Origin of the sequence: Microvirga ossetica, from assembly GCF_002741015.1 — a bacterium.
Taxonomy (GTDB): Bacteria; Pseudomonadota; Alphaproteobacteria; order Rhizobiales; family Beijerinckiaceae; genus Microvirga; species Microvirga ossetica.
In genome coordinates this window covers 1322733-1339821 of the sequence record NZ_CP016616.1, presented here as the reverse complement: position 1 = coordinate 1339821, position 17089 = coordinate 1322733, and the positions used below count along the sequence as shown (strand labels likewise).

General features: G+C 63.4%; 16 protein-coding genes. 7 read left to right on the top strand and 9 right to left on the bottom strand.

Features of this window, described 5'->3' with window-relative positions; genetic code table 11:
- Positions 1 to 462: 462 nt before the first annotated feature.
- Genes BB934_RS06280 through BB934_RS06265 form a run of 4 tightly spaced genes read right to left on the bottom strand, consistent with a single transcriptional unit; the run spans position 463 to position 3094 of the window.
- Positions 463 to 849, bottom strand: a complete 387-nt coding sequence (locus BB934_RS06280) for a response regulator (protein WP_099508866.1) — start codon at positions 847 to 849, stop codon at positions 463 to 465.
- Between the two features lie 4 nt (positions 850 to 853).
- Positions 854 to 1399, bottom strand: a complete 546-nt coding sequence (locus BB934_RS50150; RefSeq protein WP_099508865.1) for an RAD55 family ATPase — start codon at positions 1397 to 1399, stop codon at positions 854 to 856.
- Positions 1380 to 2372: an ATPase domain-containing protein gene (locus BB934_RS06270; protein WP_099508864.1), complete on the bottom strand. Its 993-nt coding sequence runs from the start codon at positions 2370 to 2372 to the stop codon at positions 1380 to 1382. Before BB934_RS06270 ends, BB934_RS50150 begins: the two co-directional genes overlap by 20 nt.
- A complete protein-coding gene (locus BB934_RS06265) occupies positions 2354 to 3094 on the bottom strand; it encodes a sensor histidine kinase (protein ID WP_099508863.1) in 741 nt (246 codons plus the stop codon). The genes BB934_RS06270 and BB934_RS06265 overlap by 19 nt, the downstream gene beginning before the upstream one ends.
- Positions 3095 to 3228: 134 nt before the next feature.
- On the opposite strand from BB934_RS06265, the gene BB934_RS06260 reads away from it, so the two are divergent.
- Positions 3229 to 4584 (top strand): IS1380 family transposase, encoded by a 1356-nt coding sequence (locus tag BB934_RS06260; protein ID WP_099507862.1) that lies wholly within the window; start codon positions 3229 to 3231, stop codon positions 4582 to 4584.
- A 646-nt stretch (positions 4585 to 5230) separates the two neighbouring features.
- On the opposite strand, the gene BB934_RS06255 is transcribed toward BB934_RS06260, so the two are convergent.
- Positions 5231 to 5641: a cupin domain-containing protein gene (locus tag BB934_RS06255; protein WP_099508862.1), complete on the bottom strand. Its 411-nt coding sequence runs from the start codon at positions 5639 to 5641 to the stop codon at positions 5231 to 5233.
- A gap of 228 nt (positions 5642 to 5869) precedes the next feature.
- On the opposite strand from BB934_RS06255, the gene BB934_RS06250 reads away from it, so the two are divergent.
- Entirely contained in the window at positions 5870 to 6568 is a 699-nt protein-coding gene (locus BB934_RS06250; RefSeq protein ID WP_099508861.1) for a L,D-transpeptidase, read from the top strand.
- Positions 6569 to 6679: 111 nt separating this feature from the next.
- Here the strand turns inward: BB934_RS06250 and BB934_RS06245 are convergent, their stop codons facing one another.
- The 4 genes from BB934_RS06245 to BB934_RS06230 all read right to left on the bottom strand — a co-directional run bounded on the left by BB934_RS06245 (position 6680) and on the right by BB934_RS06230 (position 10229).
- Positions 6680 to 7201, bottom strand: a complete 522-nt coding sequence (locus tag BB934_RS06245; RefSeq protein ID WP_099508860.1) for a hypothetical protein — start codon at positions 7199 to 7201, stop codon at positions 6680 to 6682.
- Positions 7202 to 7438: 237 nt separating this feature from the next.
- Entirely contained in the window at positions 7439 to 9196 is a 1758-nt protein-coding gene (locus tag BB934_RS06240; protein ID WP_099508859.1) for an adenylate/guanylate cyclase domain-containing protein, read from the bottom strand.
- Positions 9197 to 9454: 258 nt separating this feature from the next.
- Complete coding sequence (locus tag BB934_RS06235; RefSeq protein ID WP_099508858.1) at positions 9455 to 9694, bottom strand: DUF378 domain-containing protein; 240 nt, start codon at positions 9692 to 9694, stop codon at positions 9455 to 9457.
- Positions 9695 to 9749: 55 nt separating this feature from the next.
- Positions 9750 to 10229 (bottom strand): fasciclin domain-containing protein, encoded by a 480-nt coding sequence (locus BB934_RS06230; protein ID WP_099508857.1) that lies wholly within the window; start codon positions 10227 to 10229, stop codon positions 9750 to 9752.
- Positions 10230 to 10444: 215 nt separating this feature from the next.
- Between BB934_RS06230 and BB934_RS06225 the strand changes: the two genes are divergently transcribed.
- From BB934_RS06225 to BB934_RS06205, 5 genes are all read left to right on the top strand, one after another.
- Positions 10445 to 11638 carry a sensor histidine kinase gene (locus BB934_RS06225; protein WP_099508856.1) on the top strand — a complete coding sequence of 398 codons (1194 nt, stop codon included), beginning with the start codon at positions 10445 to 10447 and terminating at the stop codon, positions 11636 to 11638.
- A gap of 50 nt (positions 11639 to 11688) precedes the next feature.
- Positions 11689 to 12336 (top strand): response regulator, encoded by a 648-nt coding sequence (locus BB934_RS06220; RefSeq protein ID WP_099508855.1) that lies wholly within the window; start codon positions 11689 to 11691, stop codon positions 12334 to 12336.
- A gap of 29 nt (positions 12337 to 12365) precedes the next feature.
- Positions 12366 to 13127, top strand: a complete 762-nt coding sequence (locus BB934_RS06215; protein ID WP_099508854.1) for an SDR family oxidoreductase — start codon at positions 12366 to 12368, stop codon at positions 13125 to 13127.
- A gap of 526 nt (positions 13128 to 13653) precedes the next feature.
- Positions 13654 to 15348, top strand: coding sequence for a DUF1254 domain-containing protein (locus tag BB934_RS06210; RefSeq protein WP_237050203.1), 1695 nt, complete (start codon positions 13654 to 13656; stop codon positions 15346 to 15348).
- Positions 15349 to 15403: 55 nt separating this feature from the next.
- On the top strand, positions 15404 to 17050 hold the full coding sequence (locus BB934_RS06205; protein ID WP_099508852.1) for a DUF1254 domain-containing protein: 1647 nt from the start codon (positions 15404 to 15406) through the stop codon (positions 17048 to 17050).
- Positions 17051 to 17089 lie beyond the last annotated feature (39 nt).

Sequence of the window (17089 nt, the reverse complement as noted above, 5' to 3'; positions counted from 1 at the left end):
TACGGATCCGTAGGGGCAAATAAAACAAATCCGATGAGGGCCACCTGCTCACATAAAACTTGCCATGTCTTTGTTATTAGACCTTTGCAGAGTGCGGCATTTTGGCAATGACGGCCGAAGGTAGAGGTTTGTACCTATTGTATAACTCGCCCGAGGTAGATATGCAGGCGTCACCGTAGGGGCAAATACGGGTTCAAGGGTCGCGAACATGGTCATAAGATCGGGCGCGGCCCTTTTTTTAAGAGCTTTGGCGCCGTCACAGGCACGCGCGAAAGCCAGCGCCGCAATTTCGCATCACACCGGTAGGGAATTCGAAACCGGCCTCCGGCCACGGTTTCCTTGTGAGCGTGGCGTAATAGGCGGATTCTCAAGACTGCAGTTGACCTCGCCTCTCGCATTGCCTTGAGGCTCAAAGCTCTAACGCAACACCAGTCGAAGGGTTAGCGACCCTTCAGCTCCGGGTCATTGTTCCGGGTCCGCCGGACCACCGGCATCGGGTATCAGCTTTGCGACCGTCTCGACCACATCGAAGATATTGAACGGCTTGCGCAGAAAGGCAGCATGCCCGTTGCAGCGCTCGGCAATAGCCGCTTCAGGCAAAGAGCTCATCAGTATGACCGGGATGTCGGTCAGATCCGGACTTGCCGAAAGGGCGGATACCAGCGCGGCGCCATCCATGACCGGCATCATGAAATCGGAAAGGATCAGGTCGGGCCTTTCGGTCGCGATCCGGTCCAGCGCCTGGCGCCCGTTCGAGGCCGTCAGCACGCGATGGCCCTCATCCTGGAGCACATCCTCCAGCAGGGTCGCAATCCCGACTTCGTCATCGACTACGAGGACGACGGCCACGATCCTAGCTCCTGCGCCCCTTCGGGGCCCTTGGCGTCGATGACGCAGCTGTTTCCGGGGGCGGCGCAAAGTCTGACATGATCGCTTCCGCGCTCTGCTCCGTGGCGTGCACGACAATCCCGTCCGGACCGATGGTGAACTCATGGAGGGAGGGATCGAAGCCACTGTCACGGACCTTCAGGATCGACACCAGGCGATAGAGCTTCGCCCGCAATTCGATGAACCGGAACAGGATCAGGTTTTCGGCCAGGCTGGAAATGTCATTGATCGGAATGCGGATCGCAGGACCCAGAATGTCGGGCACTTCGAGCGTGTACAGTGTCGTGACACCCAGCACCCGCAATTCGTTGGCCAGCGCGGTGAAGAAGTGGTCCAGGCGCGAGGGCTCGACGGCGGCCTTGTGGAAGCTGGTCAACCCGTCAATGACAAGACGTTTGACCTTGCGCCGATGAATCGCCTCGAGGAGGCGTTCGCCATAGGCATCTAGCATATCGTCGGTCGGGGGCTGCCACAGCACCTCCACGGTGCCGTTATCGACGAGTGCCCGCAAGGGGCTTGCAGATGTCGTCGACCTTGGCCATCAGGCGCGTCGGCGTCTCGTAGAAGCCGAACATCAGGCCTGGCTCAGCCTCGGTGGACCGCGCCAGAAAATGAAGACTCACAGTGGTCTTGCCCGCCCCGGAGGGGCCCATGATCATGGTGGTCGAGGCGCCGGGCAGTCCCCCGTTCAGCATCCGATCGAGCCCGGTCACACCGCTTGACGTTCGCGCGACGCTGCCCTGATCCTCCTGCGAGGGATGCGCCAGAAGCGCCTCGATCCGGGGATGGGCGACGAAGCCCTCGTCGGTGATCTTGTAGGCGTGGCGGCCGCGCAGGAAGCCGCTGCCGCGGAACTTCCGGATCTGGAGGTCGCTCTCGGCGCGCCAGCCGTAGGTGCGGTCATTGAGTTCGATCAGTCCGTCCACCATGGTGTGTTCGGGAGAGGCGTCGTCAGCCTGCTGCGGCAGGTTCGTCGTCAGGAACGTCGTGCAGTCGGTGGCGAGCGCAATCTCCTGCAAGTCATGAATGAACTCCTTGAAGGCCAGGTCGGTTTCCGCCGTGGCCCGCGCCGAAACGAGGCCATCGATCACCAGCATCGAACAGTGCCGCCTCTGGACTTCCCGGCGGATGAGGTTCGTCAGCGCTTTCAGCCCGTCGTCCCGCATCTCGCGGAAGGCACTGAGATACGTCACCTTATCTGCGACCAGATCCTGATCGAAGAACGACAGGCCCCGCAGATGCTGGATCATGCGGGCGTGGTTCTCGGCCAGGAGCGTCACGAACAAGGCACATCCGCCATCGTCGCGGACATGATGAAAGCAGATCTGGTTGCTGAGGATGGTCTTCCCCGCGCCTGGCGCACCCTGGAAGATGTAGATTCCGCCGCGCATGAACCCGCCGCGCAAGATCGTATCGAGGCCAGGCACGCCACTCGTCACCCGCTCCAGGGGTGCAGGGATGGTCTCTAAGGGTGACGGCACCATGATTCCTGTACAGTTTGGTCGTGCCGGGGCAAGCACACGGTGAAGGTGGAGCCTTGGCCGGGGATGCTGGCCACATCGATGGTCCCGTTCATGGCCTGCACCAGTTGACTGACGACCCACAAGCCGACTCCAAAGCCGCCGTGGTGCTCTCCCGGGCGAACGGCCCGCTCGAAACGTGCAAAAATCCTGGCCTGATCCTCAGCCGAGATCCCGACCCCATGATCCTTGATTTGAATGAGGCTGGCATTGGGCAGGTCAGGGGCCTCAGCCACGCTCACCACGATTGGCTGGCCAGCACCGTACTTGATGGCATTCGAGAGCAGGTTATCGACCACCTGCTCGACCGCGAGGCGATCTCCGTGGCATGTGACGGCACCGGAAGGGACACGGACCTCAAGGATGGATCCGGCATGATCGGCAATCGGCGCCAGGCCTTGCGCGACCTCCTGGACGAGAGCGCACAGGTCGACGGCAACGAGATCCAGATGAAGCTGCCCCTTCGTGGCGCGGGAGACTTCCAGCAGGGTCGTCGCGCGCTTGATGTATTGCTCGATCAGCCCCTCGACCCGCTGCAAGCCTTTGTCCATCTTGACGACGAGCGCATCCTTGTCGTCGCCGCTCCGCTGCAGCATGCGCCGCAGAAGTTGAACGCGGCCGCGGATCGGGGTCATCGGATTGCGTAACTCGTGAGCCGCAACGGCCAGGAACGCATCGCGGGCCATGATCGCCTCGCTAACCGTTCTTATGCATCGGAAGAGTGATGAGGGCTGGCGGATGTAGCTTAAGCACTTGAAGCAGCGTAGGATTTGGTTGCTGAAGCCGATCCTGCTCTCCGTTCGAGGCTGCCACACCCGCCATGCCGGACGATACAACCGCAACGTTCCCGTTTCCAGCCGTGGGCCGCAAGAAGATCACCGCCGCTTTCGATGGCGGGCGCTTGTCGTCCGACGGCGGTGTCATGCTCCTGGCCCAAGCCGAGCGCCGGCTGGGGATTGCCGCGCGGCTGGCGCGCATCATCCCGGATCGGCGCGACCCGACCCGCGTGACGCACGCGATCACAGATATGATCCGCGCCCGCATCTTCGCCATCGCGTGCGGCTATGAGGATTGCAACGACTTCGGCCCGCTGCGCGCTGATCCGGCGTTCAAGCTCGCCTGCGGGCACTTGCCGGAAACCGGGGCTGACCTCGCCTCGCAGCCGACCCTCTCGCGTCTGGAGAATGCGCCTACGATCCGCGATGCGATCCGGTTGACCTATGCCCTGATCGAGCAGTGGATGGACAGCTATGCCACTCCGCCCGACGGCGTGGTGCTGGACATCGACGACACCTGCGATGTGGTGCATGGGCACCAGCAACTGTCCTTGTTCAACGCCCATTATGACGAACGCTGCTTTCTGCCGATCCATGTCTACGACAGCGCCACCGGCCGACCGGTTGCCGTCGTGCTGCGGCCGGGCAAGACGCCCTCGGGTGTTGAAGTGCGGGCGCATCTGCGACGCCTCGTGCGCCGCATCCGCACGCGTTGGCCTCTCACGCGCATCACGATCCGGGGTGACAGCCACTATGCCCGTCCCGAAGCCATGGACTTCTGCGAGCAGCACGGCCTCAGCTATCTGTTCGGACTGGCCGGTAGCCGGCCGCTCACAAGCAAGGTGCAGGGCACCGCTGATGCGGTGCGCACTCAACGGGCGATCGAGGATCGCGAGGTGGTGCGCGGCTTTGCCGAGACGACGCACCGGGCCAGGAGTTGGTCGTGCGAGCGCAGGGTGGTCGCCCGCATCGAGGCGACCCGCCTCGGGCTCGACATCCGCTTTGTGGTCACCAACCTGAGCGGGACCAGCCCACGCGTCGTCTACGAGAGCCTGTACTGCGCCCGCGGCCAGGCGGAGAATTGGATCAAGTTCCACAAGGCGCAACTTGCCTCTGACCGGACCTCATGCCGGCGCGCCGTGGCCAATCAGGTTCGTCTCGTGCTGCACACGGCCGCCTACTGGCTGATGCTGTCCGTGCGGGAGGCGATCCCGGCTGTCTGCGATCTCGCCCGGGCCGAGTTCGCGACGCTGCGCCTTCGCCTGCTCAAGATCGCCGTGCGGGTGCAGGAAACGGCGAGCCGCATCCGCTTGGCCTACGCGTCCTGCTGTCCCGAAGCCGACCTCTTCCGCGCCATAGCGGCGACTCTCCTGCCCAGCCCGAGAGCAGCCTCGCCCTGAGAGACGGGGCCGCCATCGCCCCGATCATCCCACCCGATCCTGCAAACGCGTTCCCAACGTTCCAGACCTCGCCGCGGTGGAAGAAACGCAGCGGATCCGCACGCCGGGGCTGCAGATCACGTCATCCCGACAAACTCTGGTGAATACGATGGGCTAAGGCTCGTGTTCTCGTGCGAAAGCTTGGCGTTTGTCGTGGCCAGTTCCAAAAGCTGGCGGCGCAGGGAGCGAACCTCGGGTGGGTCTTCTGACAGAGACCCCTTTCCGTCAGGAAGCGCTGCCTGTCCCGGCTGATCCTCCGCAGACGTCCATGCGGCGTCAGGCGTCCTGCCGTTCTGGTTTGACACTCATGAGAGCCTTTATTCAGCCTCGCCAACGTGACAGACCGAGGTGATCGAGGCAACTGCAATGGCCAAGCCATCCTCGGCGGTCGCGAATGGAGGTCTGCGAAGGTCCGATGATGGTCTATCCTCGGAACCTGGGACTCGCCTCCAGCGGGCAAGGTGATGCCCACGGTTGGCTGAGCACCGCACGTTGAAAACGCGCTCGGGCGATTTCGCGTTCAGGAACGGCTACCCGGTCCGTGACACCGCCGAGCGCTTGTGAACGCGACCGACAAACGGGAGCGCGCGCCGACAACAGCTTGCTCTCAGGCTGTGCCGGCCCTCAGCTCATTCCAAGGCGCCTCGCCGGACATATCGACCTGCTCCACTCCCACGTCGCCGACACAGGGTCCGAGAATGGCAACGACCTTGGCGTCCTCGGCTCCAACATTGAAGGTCGCATGCACGATTCCAGGAGGCATGAAGACGCTGTCGCCCGGGCCGAGAATGCGCTTTTCCCGCTCGATCCAGTGCTCGACGGTGCCGGAGACCACGTAGATGAGTTCTTCCTGATCGGCATGATAGTGGAAGCCGTGTCCCTTGCCGGGGAAGAAGGTGCCTTCGAGCACGGTGAACCTGCCGGCGCCGGTCGAGGCTGGATGGCTCAGCCAGCCGAGCCGCATGATGCCCAGCTCCTCCCGCCTGACGTCATCCTTGAGTATGAACTTGCCGGGCATCGGTCATCTCCCTCGAACCCCACCCCCAGTCAGGATGCGCCCAAGGCGGCAGGAGAGGAAGACGGAAATCCGGTCCGCGCGTATACGAGGCGCATGGCGAGCCCTGCCGAGCGAAGGCCCGGGCTTGCCAATCGAGCCGTGTGACGGCAATCTTGAGCTCAACAAGACGTTTAAGTGGGTGGTTGCCGGAGCATTGTCTCGTCGGGCAGCAGGACAAGGGAAACTGCCATGATCATGGACCGTGGGAATGCCGATGCCGGCGAGATGGACGAGGCAGCTTTGCTTAGGGGTCGGGCGGGGCTTCTCAGCCGCCGGTCGTTTCTGGTCGGTGCCGGCGCGCTCGGGCTGGCCGGCTGCGCGACATCCGACGGCATGAGCCTCGCCGAGGCGGCGAAGGTCTACGGGCCGGTACCCGAGGAGAAATTCCCGATCCCGGCGGTCGATGTCAGCAAGGTCGATCCGAAATATTATCGCCGGACCGTTCGCTACGACACCAAAGAGGCGCCAGGCACGATTATCGTCGACCCCGGCAATTACTACGTCTACCGCGTCGAGGACGACGGAAACGCCACCCGCTACGGTGCCAATGTCGGCCGCGACGGGTTCCGGTGGAGCGGTGACGCTTATGTCGGGCGCAAGAGCGAATGGGCGACCTGGACCCCGCCCAGGGAGATGATCAAGCGCCAGCCCGAGGCGGCCAAATGGGCCCGCGGCATGCCGGGCGGCCTCGACAATCCGCTCGGGGCGCGCACGCTTCATCTCTATCAGAACGGCGCCTACACGCTCTACACGATCTACGCCAGCCTCGACCCCGATTCGATCGGCAACGGCATCACGAGCGGCTGCGTCGGCCTGCTCACGCAGGACATGATGCACCTGTACTCACGGACGCCGGTCAAGACGAAGGTGGTCGTCCTGCCGGCATAGCAGCGGCGTTAGCCAGGTCGTTTGCGCTGCCGGTGCGGGCAGCGCAAACGACAGGTCAGGTCACGTCCTCCGGCCGACCGGTGGCGCGCATCTCATCGTGATGATCGATCGTCAGGCTCGGTCGGCCTGGGCGGCTTTCTTTCGCTCGGCGTGGTGGGTGTCGAGTGTTCCGAACTGAGTCATGATGTAGACGAGCACGCTCGACGTCCAACCGAAGGTGAAGAGCCCCGAGACGGCGATGATGGGCCCCAATTGCCGCCAGCTCAGGGGCAGCCGGACGGTACCCTCACCAAGAGTCGTATAGGTCTCGGCCGCAAAAAAGGCTGCGGCTGAGATCCCCGGAATGAGATTGAGCCAGTAAATCGGCAACGCCCAGACCATCACCTCGATCAGGTGAACGATGACGAGTTGAGCGATCACGCTGCCGAACAGGAAGTTGACACGCCAATGGGGCGTCTCCGTCGTCACATGCACCCATCGTTCGGAGAAGTAGCGTGAAATCCGCCGAATGCCGGCACCGTGGATGAAGACCACGACGATAAGGATCGCGATGCCAAGCGCGATCTGCAAGAGGTCGAAGGACGTGGAAACCACTTCGACGGGCAATTGGGCCAACTGGTCTTGCGGGATCATGCCGTCCTGGTCTCGAATCGAGCGCCGGTCGAGTGATGCGTGGTCTGGCGAGTGTGGGGCTTTTTCATGAAGTTTTCGTTGATGGGCGGCGCCATTTCAGGACGTCCCGACCCTGGCCTTCCTCGCGGCGGATGCGAGATGGGCTCCCACGCAGCACAATTCCGAAAGTCGTCGCGACCGGCTGCCAGGAACGCTCCTCACCGGTAAGCGATCGGTTCTCGAGGTCGATCCAACCCGTCAATTCAGGCCGGCACGGGCAAGTCCCTCGATCAGGCGCGCCCGATCCTCGGCGCGGACGAAAGAAGATGTTGCTCCGACCGCGTCCCGTGAGATGTCAGGGACTAGCGACTTGAGCCGTCCGAGCAAGTCCGTGGCAGCCCTCTGGTTGTCCAGAAGTCCGGCACAGGCCGTGCCGATGACCAGCGGAACCGCGTGGCCGGACCGCAAGCGATGCGCCTCCCGTGCATAACTCAATCCAAGCTCGTAATTCGCGCCCTGGAAGTAAGCCATGGCGTAGTAGAACTGAAAGTCGCCGAGAAAAGCCTCGCGCGGGCTCAGTCTGAGGGCGTAGTCGATGCAAGGAATGGCGTCCGCCGCGCGTCCCCCGTTGGCATGCGCAAGTCCCAACTGGCCGTGTGCAAATGCGGAGTTGGGGTTGATCGCGACAGCCTGGCTGACCGCGGCCATCGCCAGGACATTGTCACGCCTCGCAAAGGCTATCATCGCCTGCGCAAGGTAAGCCCACGGTTCCTTATCGTCCGCGGCAATCGCTTGTTGGACGATATCCCTGGCAAGGGCCAGGGCGTATCCCATGTCCTCCCACCCCTGGAACGCGCGCCACATCGTAATCCAACCTTTCATGGCGAGCGCCTGGGCATAATCGGGAGCCAGTCCGATTGCCCGATCGAGCAGGGGGAGCATCTTCCGGCTGCTCTCCTCAGACAACTGGGAACACAGGAACACCGCCCGCACGACACATTCCCAGGCATCGAGGCCATGATGCGGCTTGCGGCTTTCGCGGGCATGCTCTGCCGCGAGGAGTTCCGGCCCGATGCGGCCGACGACGCTTGCGGTGATTTCGTCCTGAATGACGAAGATGTCGCCGAGGTCGCCGTCGTACCTCTCGGCCCAGAGATGGGCTTCGGAGGCCGTATCGATGAGCTGCGCGGTCACCCTCACGCGGTTGCCGGACTTGCGGACACTCCCCTCGAGGACATAGCGGATCCCGAGTTCGCGCCCGATGGCGCGCACATCCACGGGCTTTCCCTTGTAGGTGAACATCGTGTTGCGGGCGATCACGAAGAAGCCCTTGAGCTTGGATAGCGCGGTGGTGATGTCCTCGGTGAGCCCATCGCTGAAGAAGTCCTGCTCCGGGTCGGCGCTCATGGCGTTGAACGGCAGCACGGCAATGGATGGTCGGTCCGGAAGTGCGGGCCTGGGCGATGCCGTTCGTGCGGTCGTCCCTTCCAGAAGGGCGCGGTACAGTCGCACCGGCCGCGCCATGTTCTTGAGCGCGCGTTCGCCGAGGTACTCGTAGTCGCAGTCGAGCTTGCCCTGGAGGTGATCGTACGCCGTGCCGGAAATGCAAATGCCGCCTGGATCCGCCAGGGTCTGGAGGCGGGCCGCGATGTTGACGCCATCGCCGTAGAGATCCCCATCGACCTCGTGGATCACATCACCGAGATTGACGCCGATTCGGAAGATGATGCGTCGCTCCGCTGGGATATCGGCTTGGTTCTCGGCAACGCCCTTCTGGATGGCGACCGCGCACGCGACGGCATCGACGACCGAGCCGAACTCCACGAGCGCACCGTCGCCCATCAGCTTGACAATACGGCCCTGATGCTCGGCCAGCAGCGGATCGATTACCTCCCGGCGCAGACCCTTCAGGGCCGACAACGTCCCAGCCTCGTCATGTTCGACGAGGCGGGAATAGCCGACGACGTCAGCGGCCAGGATCGCGGCCAGCCGCCGCTCCGCTCTTGCAGTTGCCATGGCTGTCTCTCCCTCAGGAGATCCGCCGGATGAAGCCCAGGCGATTGACGCGACATGCACCATCCGGCTGCCCGACACCGCGACCGTGCCGGTTCATGATACCACTGAGACGGTCATGTGGCGACGCGTCACGAGAGTGCCGCCTTCAAGCAGCAGCCTGTCCCACCTTCTCATTTTCAGGGCAGACAGGAGGTTGGTATGCGGGCGAGCTTTGCCAACCTCTGGATTCTGAGCTGCGGTCAGCGGGAGCGGTTTCGCCTAGCCATGGATGTTGGCCGTGCGTTGAGAGTCACCGGTTCCGCCAGACAACGCACGCATGAGCATACCGATCTGGAACACCCCCGCCACACCCACGAGCGCATAGACCACCCGCGCGAGGGCAGCCTGCTGCCCCCCGAAAAGAGCCGCCACGAGATCAAATTGGAAGAGGCCGACGAGCCCCCAATTCACGGCGCCGACGATGACGAGAACAAGCGTAACGATATTGAGAGCTTTCATTGGTTCCTCCTAGCTACGGACGGCATTGCGCCGACACCCTCACGAAGCGAAGACACTACGATTTCGGCATGATCACGCGGTCGATCACGTGGATGACGCCGTTCGACGCGCTGACGTCAGCCTGTGTGACAACCGCGTCGTCGACTTTGACGGCATTGCCGCTGGCGTCGATCCGCACGGCGCTGCCCTCGACGGTCTTGGCGTTCGTCGTCTTGCCCTTGAGGTCGCCGGACATGACGTTCCCCGACACGACGTGATAGGTCAGCACCTTCTGGAGCTGGGCCTTGTTCTCAGGCTTCAGGAGGGTCTCGACCGTTCCGGCTGGGAGCTTCTTGAACGCCTCGTCGGTGGGCGCGAAGACCGTGTAGGGACCCTTGCCTTTGAGGGTTTCGACAAGTCCGGCGGCCTGAAGGGCGGCCGTCAGCGTCTTGAAGCTGCCGTTGCTGACAGCGGTTTCAACGATGTCCGCCGCTGCGGCCGGACTTGCCGCGACGAGCATGGCAGCTACGGCGTAAGCACTATACTTCGCGTTCATTGTTCTATCCTCTGATCGCTGCGCCCTGTCGGTTCACCGGCGCCAGCTTCGATGGATATGTCCGGAGCCCGGCCCGTCTTGCATCGGGAGTTTCCTGAGTAGGGCGGGAAAATCACTGTAGAGGCGCGCTTTCACTCCCGTTGCCATGGGAAGACCACGCGCATCCGCCCTATGTCCTCAAGCGACAGTGGCGCGCAGCCGAGTTTGAGGCCAGAATGGACCATCTCACCCCCAACGATGCCTCATCCGTCGAGCAGCCAGGATCCCGAAAGCGGCGTCGCGCGGCCACAAAGGCGCCGCAGGCCCACAGCCTGCCGACCCTGATCGCACCCGACGTGGAGGCGGAGACCTTGCTGCGTTCCACCCTGGATGCCCTGTCGGCCCATATCGCGGTGCTTGACGAAGCCGGAACGATCATCGCGGTCAACCAGGCCTGGCGCGCCTTCGCCCACGCCTCCGGCTATGCCGACGCGAACCACGGTGTCGGGATGAATTATTTGGCCGTCTGCGAAGCGGCCGCCGCTGTGTCGAAGGATGCTTCGCGAACCGCAGGGGCATTGCGGGACATCATGGCCGGCGACCGCTCCGAGTTCCGGATGGAGTATCCCTGCCGCAGCCCGCAGGGGCCACGCTGGTTCCAGCTTCGGGTAACCCGGCCGGACCAGGCGCAGACACGCCGGATCGTCATCGCGCATGAAGACATTACCGAGGTGAAACGGACGCAGGAGGAATTGACCCGGCTGAGCGGGCGCCTCATGCATCTGCAAGACGAGGAGCGGCGCGCCATTGCACGAGAGCTCCATGACACCACGGCTCAAAACCTCCTGGCCATCACGTTGAACGCGACGCGTCTGCACGAGGGGCTGCGCGATGCGGGGGAACCCGCCCGCCGCGTCCTCGTGGAGACCCTCGAACTGGCGGAGCAGAGCCTTCAAGAAGTCCGCACGCTGTCCTATCTGCTCCACCCGCCGCTCCTCGATGATGTCGGACTCACGGCCGCTTTGAGCTGGCTCGCCAGAGGATTTTCAGAGCGTAGCGGCATTCAGGTCGCCATCAGCATCGAGAACAGCGGTGAGCCATTGCCCCGGCCCACTGCAACCGCCCTCTACCGGGTCGCCCAGGAGGCGCTGTCGAACGTCCACCGCCACTCGGGCAGCAAGCGGGCACGGCTTGCTCTGTACCGAACCAAGGATATGGTTCAGCTCGACGTCGTGGATGGTGGCACAGGGCTCGGGAGCCTCGTGGAAGCCGGCCGCGAGGAAGCCCGACAGATCGGTGTCGGTATCTCAGGCATGAGGCTGCGCCTCGAGCAACTCGGCGGCCGGCTCGATATCCGCTCGAGCCCTTCGGGTACCCACGTGAGCGCCAAGGTGCCGATCACGCTCGCGGATTCAGATCAACCGCTTTGAGCAGCCCCGATGTCCCAAGATGCAGACCCACCGGCCGGTTAGGATCCATCATGCTTCGCATACTTCTCGCCGATGATCACGATATCGTCCGGCGTGGCCTCAAGGATCTCCTGGAGCAACATGTAGGCTGGCAGGTTTGTGCGGAAGCCTCGAATGGCAGGGAAGCCGTGGAACTCGCCCTCCAGCATCGGCCCCAGGTGGCGGTCATCGATCTGTCCATGCCCGAGCTCAACGGCCTCGAAGCGACGCGCCGGATCCGGCAGGCCCTGCCGGACACCGAAGTCCTGATCTTCACGATGCACGAGAGCGAGGAGCTGATCAGGGAGGTGCTGGGTGCTGGCGCCCGGGGCTACCTGCTCAAGTCCGATGCGGTGCGTCAGCTCATCCCCGCGGTCGAAAGCCTATCGCAGAAAAACCCCTACTTCGCCGGGCGTGTGTCGGCAGTTGTCCTGGACGGCTTTCTCAAAGGGGGACAGGTCACGCTCGAGGGTCCGACGGCTGAGCGATTGACGTCACGCGAACGCGAGGTCGTGCAACTCCTCGCCGAGGGCAAGAGCAACAAGCAGATCGCGCGCCTCTTGGACCTCAGCGTCAAGACGGTGGAGACGCATCGCACTGCCGCGATGCGGAAGCTGGAGCTCAACTCCCTGCCCGACCTGGTTCGCTACGCCGTCAGAATGCAGATCATCCAAGCCTGAACTCATGCCGCAAGGGACGGGTGATTGCGATGCCTCCATCCTCCTCAACCTCATTCCTCTTGATCAGTCTCGAACGCCCGGCCCGGGCCCTTGTCATCGGCGCATCCGGCGGCATCGGTTCCGCCGTCACAGCCCTTCTTGCGTCCGAGGGGTTTGAAACCGTTCATGCGCTTTCGCGCTCGGGAGCCGGCCGGCGCTCGGCTGGCGTGCGGGTGGGACGGATCGACCTTGAGAATGAAGCGAGCATTGCCGCCGCAGCGGCGCAGCTTGTTGACGGCACTCCTCTGCGCTTCATCCTGGTGTCCACAGGACTGCTCCACGATCCTGCCCTCCAGCCCGAGAAGACCTATCGCAGCCTTGATCCGGAGCATCTCGCCCGGAGCTTCCGCATTAATGCGATTGGTCCGGCCCTCGTGGCCAAGCATGTGCTTCCGCTTGTGCCGAAAGCGGGCAAAAGCGTCTTTGCTATTCTCTCCGCGCGAGTCGGCAGCATCGAGGACAACCGCCTCGGGGGCTGGTACGGCTACCGGGCGTCGAAGGCAGCCCTGAACCAGTTTGTACGAACCATTGCGATCGAGCTCGGTCGCCAAAAGCCGGAAGCCGTGTGTGTCGCCCTTCACCCTGGAACGGTCGATACGGCTCTGAGCCAGCCCTTTCAGAGTGGCAGCAAGATCCAGAAGGCGTTCTCACCGGCCTATTCTGCCGAGCGGCTGCTGGCTGTTACGAACGCCCTGACGGCGGCGCACACTGGTCAATTCTTTGCCTGGGACGGGCAACCAATACCCTTTTGAGCGGTAACCTGAGACCCTTCTTGCACAACTTGCAAGGTCGCCTCAGGGTCAACCTAAGCCCTCAAGCGAGGTCACATGAAGGTCGCCTCGCAGCCCAATTGCGGAATTAACTCTAAGGTCGGCCCCGTGTCATTAGCAGCCCCCTCCGCTCCAAAGCCGTGAATGACGGCATCCTCCGGCCGCAAGGGCAACGCAACAGGACTGGGTCATGACGGGATCTCAGTCCGGTGGCGCACCTCTACCCGGAGCCGATTTGGCGACGACCGGGATCGTCATGGCCACGCGCATTGGTCAACTGGACCAGACCCCACCGTCCCAGGGTCAAGGCAAACAGATGAGACAAACCAGGGTTTGCCCGGAACGATTTCAGGAATTGTCCCAATAGACCGTCGGCCGGGAACGGGATGACACTGCCAGACTGCCAGACTGCCAGACTGCCAGGACGGGACCAACGCCCATTTCGGATGTCCCCATCGGTCAAATGGATGTCCCATTCGGTCAAGCAAGTTCCAGTCCCTGGTCTACGATGCTTGACGGCAGGAAGTGCCTGCCCGCCGGCAGTGTCACGCTGGCGATGTGCACCCTTTCGCGGATGGAAGCCAGACGGCGAACAGCCCACCCGCCTCATCGCTGGCACACCCGGTCAAACACCCTTCAACGAAACACGCCCGCTGCGCTCAATCAAGGGACCCGACTGATGAAGCAAAACGGACTTCTCGCCGCAACCGCGGTCTGCGCCGCACTGGTGCTTCCCGGTTTGGGCGCGGCCCAGACGGCCCCTGCAACCCCGCCGTCGCTCACCGCTCCCGCGACCGGACCCGTGCAGGTGCCGATCCCGAAGACGGCAGCCGAGGTTCCCGGCCCTGTTCCCGGCAACACGATGACCGACGCGTATGTCCGGTTCGTCGGCCGCATGGCCTACCTGTGGGGCTATCCGATGGTGAACGCGCACAACCGCCGTGCGGCGTTTGCCGAAGCACCCGCGCCCGGACTGCTGGGCGGTGTCGTGCCGGTCGCGCCCGTCGGCTACAACCAGATGCTGACCGATTACCTCAAGCCGGACCAGACCTTCATCGTCTGTCCGAACCAGGACGTCGCCTACGGGGCAGGGTTCACCGCGCTCGACAGGGAGCCGACGGTGATCCAGGTGCCGGACTTCGGCGAGCGCTTCTACGTCTACGCCATGTATGACCAGCGCACCGACGAGATCGGCCGCATCGGCCAGCAGTACGGCACCAAGCCCGGCTTCTACATGATCGTGGGGCCGAGCTGGTCCGGCGAACTGCCCAAGGGCATTACCGCGGCAATCCGTTCGTCCACGAATCTCGTCTTCGTCGTCCCGCGAATCTTCAAGGATTCGACACCAGAGGATACCGCGGCCGTCCAGCCGGTCATCGATCGGATCGTGATGTATCCGCTGAGCCAGTTCGACGGCACGATGAAGGTGAAGGACTACGGCAAGTCGCCGCATTTTCCGGTCCCGGCGTCGTCTCCCCAGGCCCCGAAGGGCGAAAGCAAGTGGGTGAATCCCGAAACCTACTACGACGAACTGCGCGTGGTCATGAAGGAAGTGCCGCCGCTGCCGGGCGAGGAGGCGCTCTATGGCTGGATCGCGTCCGTGTTGGACGCCGCCGCCCACAATCCGGACACCAGGAAGGCGCTGGTGGAATCCTTCGTTGCCGCCGAGAAGGAACTCGTGGAGCCGCTGTTCCAGTTTCAATACAACGGCCGCGCGATCGGCAATGGCTGGACCGTGCCGGCGAATGCCGCTGCGTGGGGGACCGACTACCTCAACCGCACCGCCATCAGCAAATCGAGCATGTACCAGAACACGTCGGCGGAAACGCAATACAATCTGCGCGAGTTCGATAGCGAGGGAAAACCGCTCGACGGCAACCATCAATACACCGTCACCTTCGCCAAAGGGCAAGTGCCCCCCGTAAAGGGGTTCTGGTCGTTGACCCTGTACAACGAGGAGAAATTCTTCTTTGCGAATGCGCTGAACCGCTTCTCGCTCGGCACCAAGAACAAGTCGCTGAAATACGCTGCGGACGGCTCGCTGACCCTCTACCTGGGCGCGAAGTCGCCGGGCCAGGAGAACGAGCCGAACTGGATCCCGGCCCCCGACGGCCACTTCTCGCTGATCCTGCGGCTCTATTGGCCCGAGGCATCCGTCCTCAGCGGCACATGGCTGCCACCAAACATCAAGAGGGTGAACTGAATCGTTCGCCTGCGATCCTTGTCGGCACCATCAATCAACCTTCGGAAGAGCAGCCATGAGACCGATCCTCATCACCACCGCGGTCTGCGCCGCACTGATCCTGCCCCGCCTGGCCGTCGCCCAGACGGCGCCTGCAATCCCGCCGTCGATCACCACGCCCGACAGGGTCGAGTCGAGCATCGGCCCGCTGGACTACAAGGACGGCGCACCGAGCAAGGAGACCGCGGCCAAGGTCTACGACTACCTCGACCTGATGCATGGCGTCGAGGCGTTCGTGAACGCCTACCAGGGCGCCTCGGTGGCGGCCATCTTCAAGGGCATGGAGGACGCCGGCGTTCCGAACAACACGGCCCTGATCTTCTCCGAGCTGATGGATGCCAAGTCCCTGTTCCTGACCGCCAATGCCGACACGGTTTACTTCTGGGTCAATCTGGACGTGACCCAGGGACCGATCGTCGTCGAGACACCGCCGTTGTCGCTCGGCGTGATCGACGACATGTGGTTCCAGTGGGTCACCGATTTCGGCCTGCCCGGTCCCGACCGCGGCGAAGGGGGCCGGTACCTGTTCCTGCCGCCCGACTACAAGGGCGAGGTGCCGGACAGCGGCTATTTTGTCCAGAAGATGCGCACCACCCGCGCCACCATGCTCGGGCGGTCCTTCCTCGAGGACAACGACCCCAAGCCGGTGGTCGCCCAGATCAAGAAGACGCTCAAGGTCTATCCCTACCTGCCCGGTGGCTACGGCACGAGCATCGGCGCTGCGTTGCAGGGCCAGGCCACCTTGGCGCGCACGCCCGACCATAAACTGGACTGGGCCTTCCTGCGGCCTCAGGAGCCGGTGAGGTTCACCGAAGGCAGCGGCAAGGTCATGAACACGGTGCCGCCCAACGACTTCAGCTACTTCGAGATGCTCAACGACGTGGTGCAGAAGGAGCCCGTGGGCGCGCTCGACCCGGAGATCATGGGCTCGCTGGCCGCCGTCGGCATCGTGAAGGGCAAGCCCTTCAATCCGGATGAGCGGATGAAGCGGATCCTGACCGACGCGGCGGCCATCGGAACCGCCGCGGCCCGGACCCTGAACTGGAGCTCGCGCCCGTCCGAGGGCGGCTACTACTACTCCAACTCGGCCTGGTTCAACCCGCTCTTCGTCTCCGGCTACAACTTCGAGACGCCGCCGCCGCAGGTCAGCGCGGACGGAACGATCACCCCCTATCCGCCCACGGGGGCGCGCACGCTGAACGTGCGGACGACCATGTTCTTCGCCTATACCTTCATCACGCCGGCGATGATCATGCGCCTGACGGATATCGGTTCGCAGTATCTCGTCAGCTTCGTCGATTCCAGGGGCGGGTATTTCGACGGCGGCAAGACCTACAAGGTCACCCTGCCGCCCAACGTCCCGGCGGGGAAATTCTGGTCCTTCACCGTCTACGACAACCAGACGCGCTCGATGCTCGACACGCCGCAGCGTTACCCGCGCGCCGGCAGCCAGAGCTACCCAACGCCTGCCGCGGAACCCAACGCCGACGGCTCCACGACCGTGTATTTCGGTCCCAGGCAGCCTGAGGGAGTCGCACGCGGCAACTGGATCCAGACCATGCCCGGCAAGGGCTGGAACACGATCCTGCGTCTCTACAGCCCGCTCGAACCGTTCTTCACGAAGCAGTGGCGGCCGAGCGAGATCGAATTGGTCGCCGGATAGTCCCGATCCGGTCCGGACGCGCGTCCATCCAGGGAGGCA

What these genes read in the sequence shown, in the direction of transcription:
- BB934_RS06270 (WP_099508864.1), bottom strand. Translation starts at nt 2,372, where the DNA reads ATGGTGCCGTCACCCTTAGAGACCATCCCTGCACCCCTGGAGCGGGTG.
- BB934_RS06265 (WP_099508863.1), bottom strand. Translation starts at nt 3,094, where the DNA reads ATGGCCCGCGATGCGTTCCTGGCCGTTGCGGCTCACGAGTTACGCAAT.
- BB934_RS06260 (WP_099507862.1), top strand. Translation starts at nt 3,229, where the DNA reads ATGCCGGACGATACAACCGCAACGTTCCCGTTTCCAGCCGTGGGCCGC.
- BB934_RS06255 (WP_099508862.1), bottom strand. Translation starts at nt 5,641, where the DNA reads ATGCCCGGCAAGTTCATACTCAAGGATGACGTCAGGCGGGAGGAGCTG.
- BB934_RS06250 (WP_099508861.1), top strand. Translation starts at nt 5,870, where the DNA reads ATGATCATGGACCGTGGGAATGCCGATGCCGGCGAGATGGACGAGGCA.
- BB934_RS06245 (WP_099508860.1), bottom strand. Translation starts at nt 7,201, where the DNA reads ATGATCCCGCAAGACCAGTTGGCCCAATTGCCCGTCGAAGTGGTTTCC.
- BB934_RS06240 (WP_099508859.1), bottom strand. Translation starts at nt 9,196, where the DNA reads ATGGCAACTGCAAGAGCGGAGCGGCGGCTGGCCGCGATCCTGGCCGCT.
- BB934_RS06235 (WP_099508858.1), bottom strand. Translation starts at nt 9,694, where the DNA reads ATGAAAGCTCTCAATATCGTTACGCTTGTTCTCGTCATCGTCGGCGCC.
- BB934_RS06230 (WP_099508857.1), bottom strand. Translation starts at nt 10,229, where the DNA reads ATGAACGCGAAGTATAGTGCTTACGCCGTAGCTGCCATGCTCGTCGCG.
- BB934_RS06225 (WP_099508856.1), top strand. Translation starts at nt 10,445, where the DNA reads ATGGACCATCTCACCCCCAACGATGCCTCATCCGTCGAGCAGCCAGGA.
- BB934_RS06220 (WP_099508855.1), top strand. Translation starts at nt 11,689, where the DNA reads ATGCTTCGCATACTTCTCGCCGATGATCACGATATCGTCCGGCGTGGC.
- BB934_RS06215 (WP_099508854.1), top strand. Translation starts at nt 12,366, where the DNA reads ATGCCTCCATCCTCCTCAACCTCATTCCTCTTGATCAGTCTCGAACGC.
- BB934_RS06210 (WP_237050203.1), top strand. Translation starts at nt 13,654, where the DNA reads ATGCTTGACGGCAGGAAGTGCCTGCCCGCCGGCAGTGTCACGCTGGCG.
- BB934_RS06205 (WP_099508852.1), top strand. Translation starts at nt 15,404, where the DNA reads ATGAGACCGATCCTCATCACCACCGCGGTCTGCGCCGCACTGATCCTG.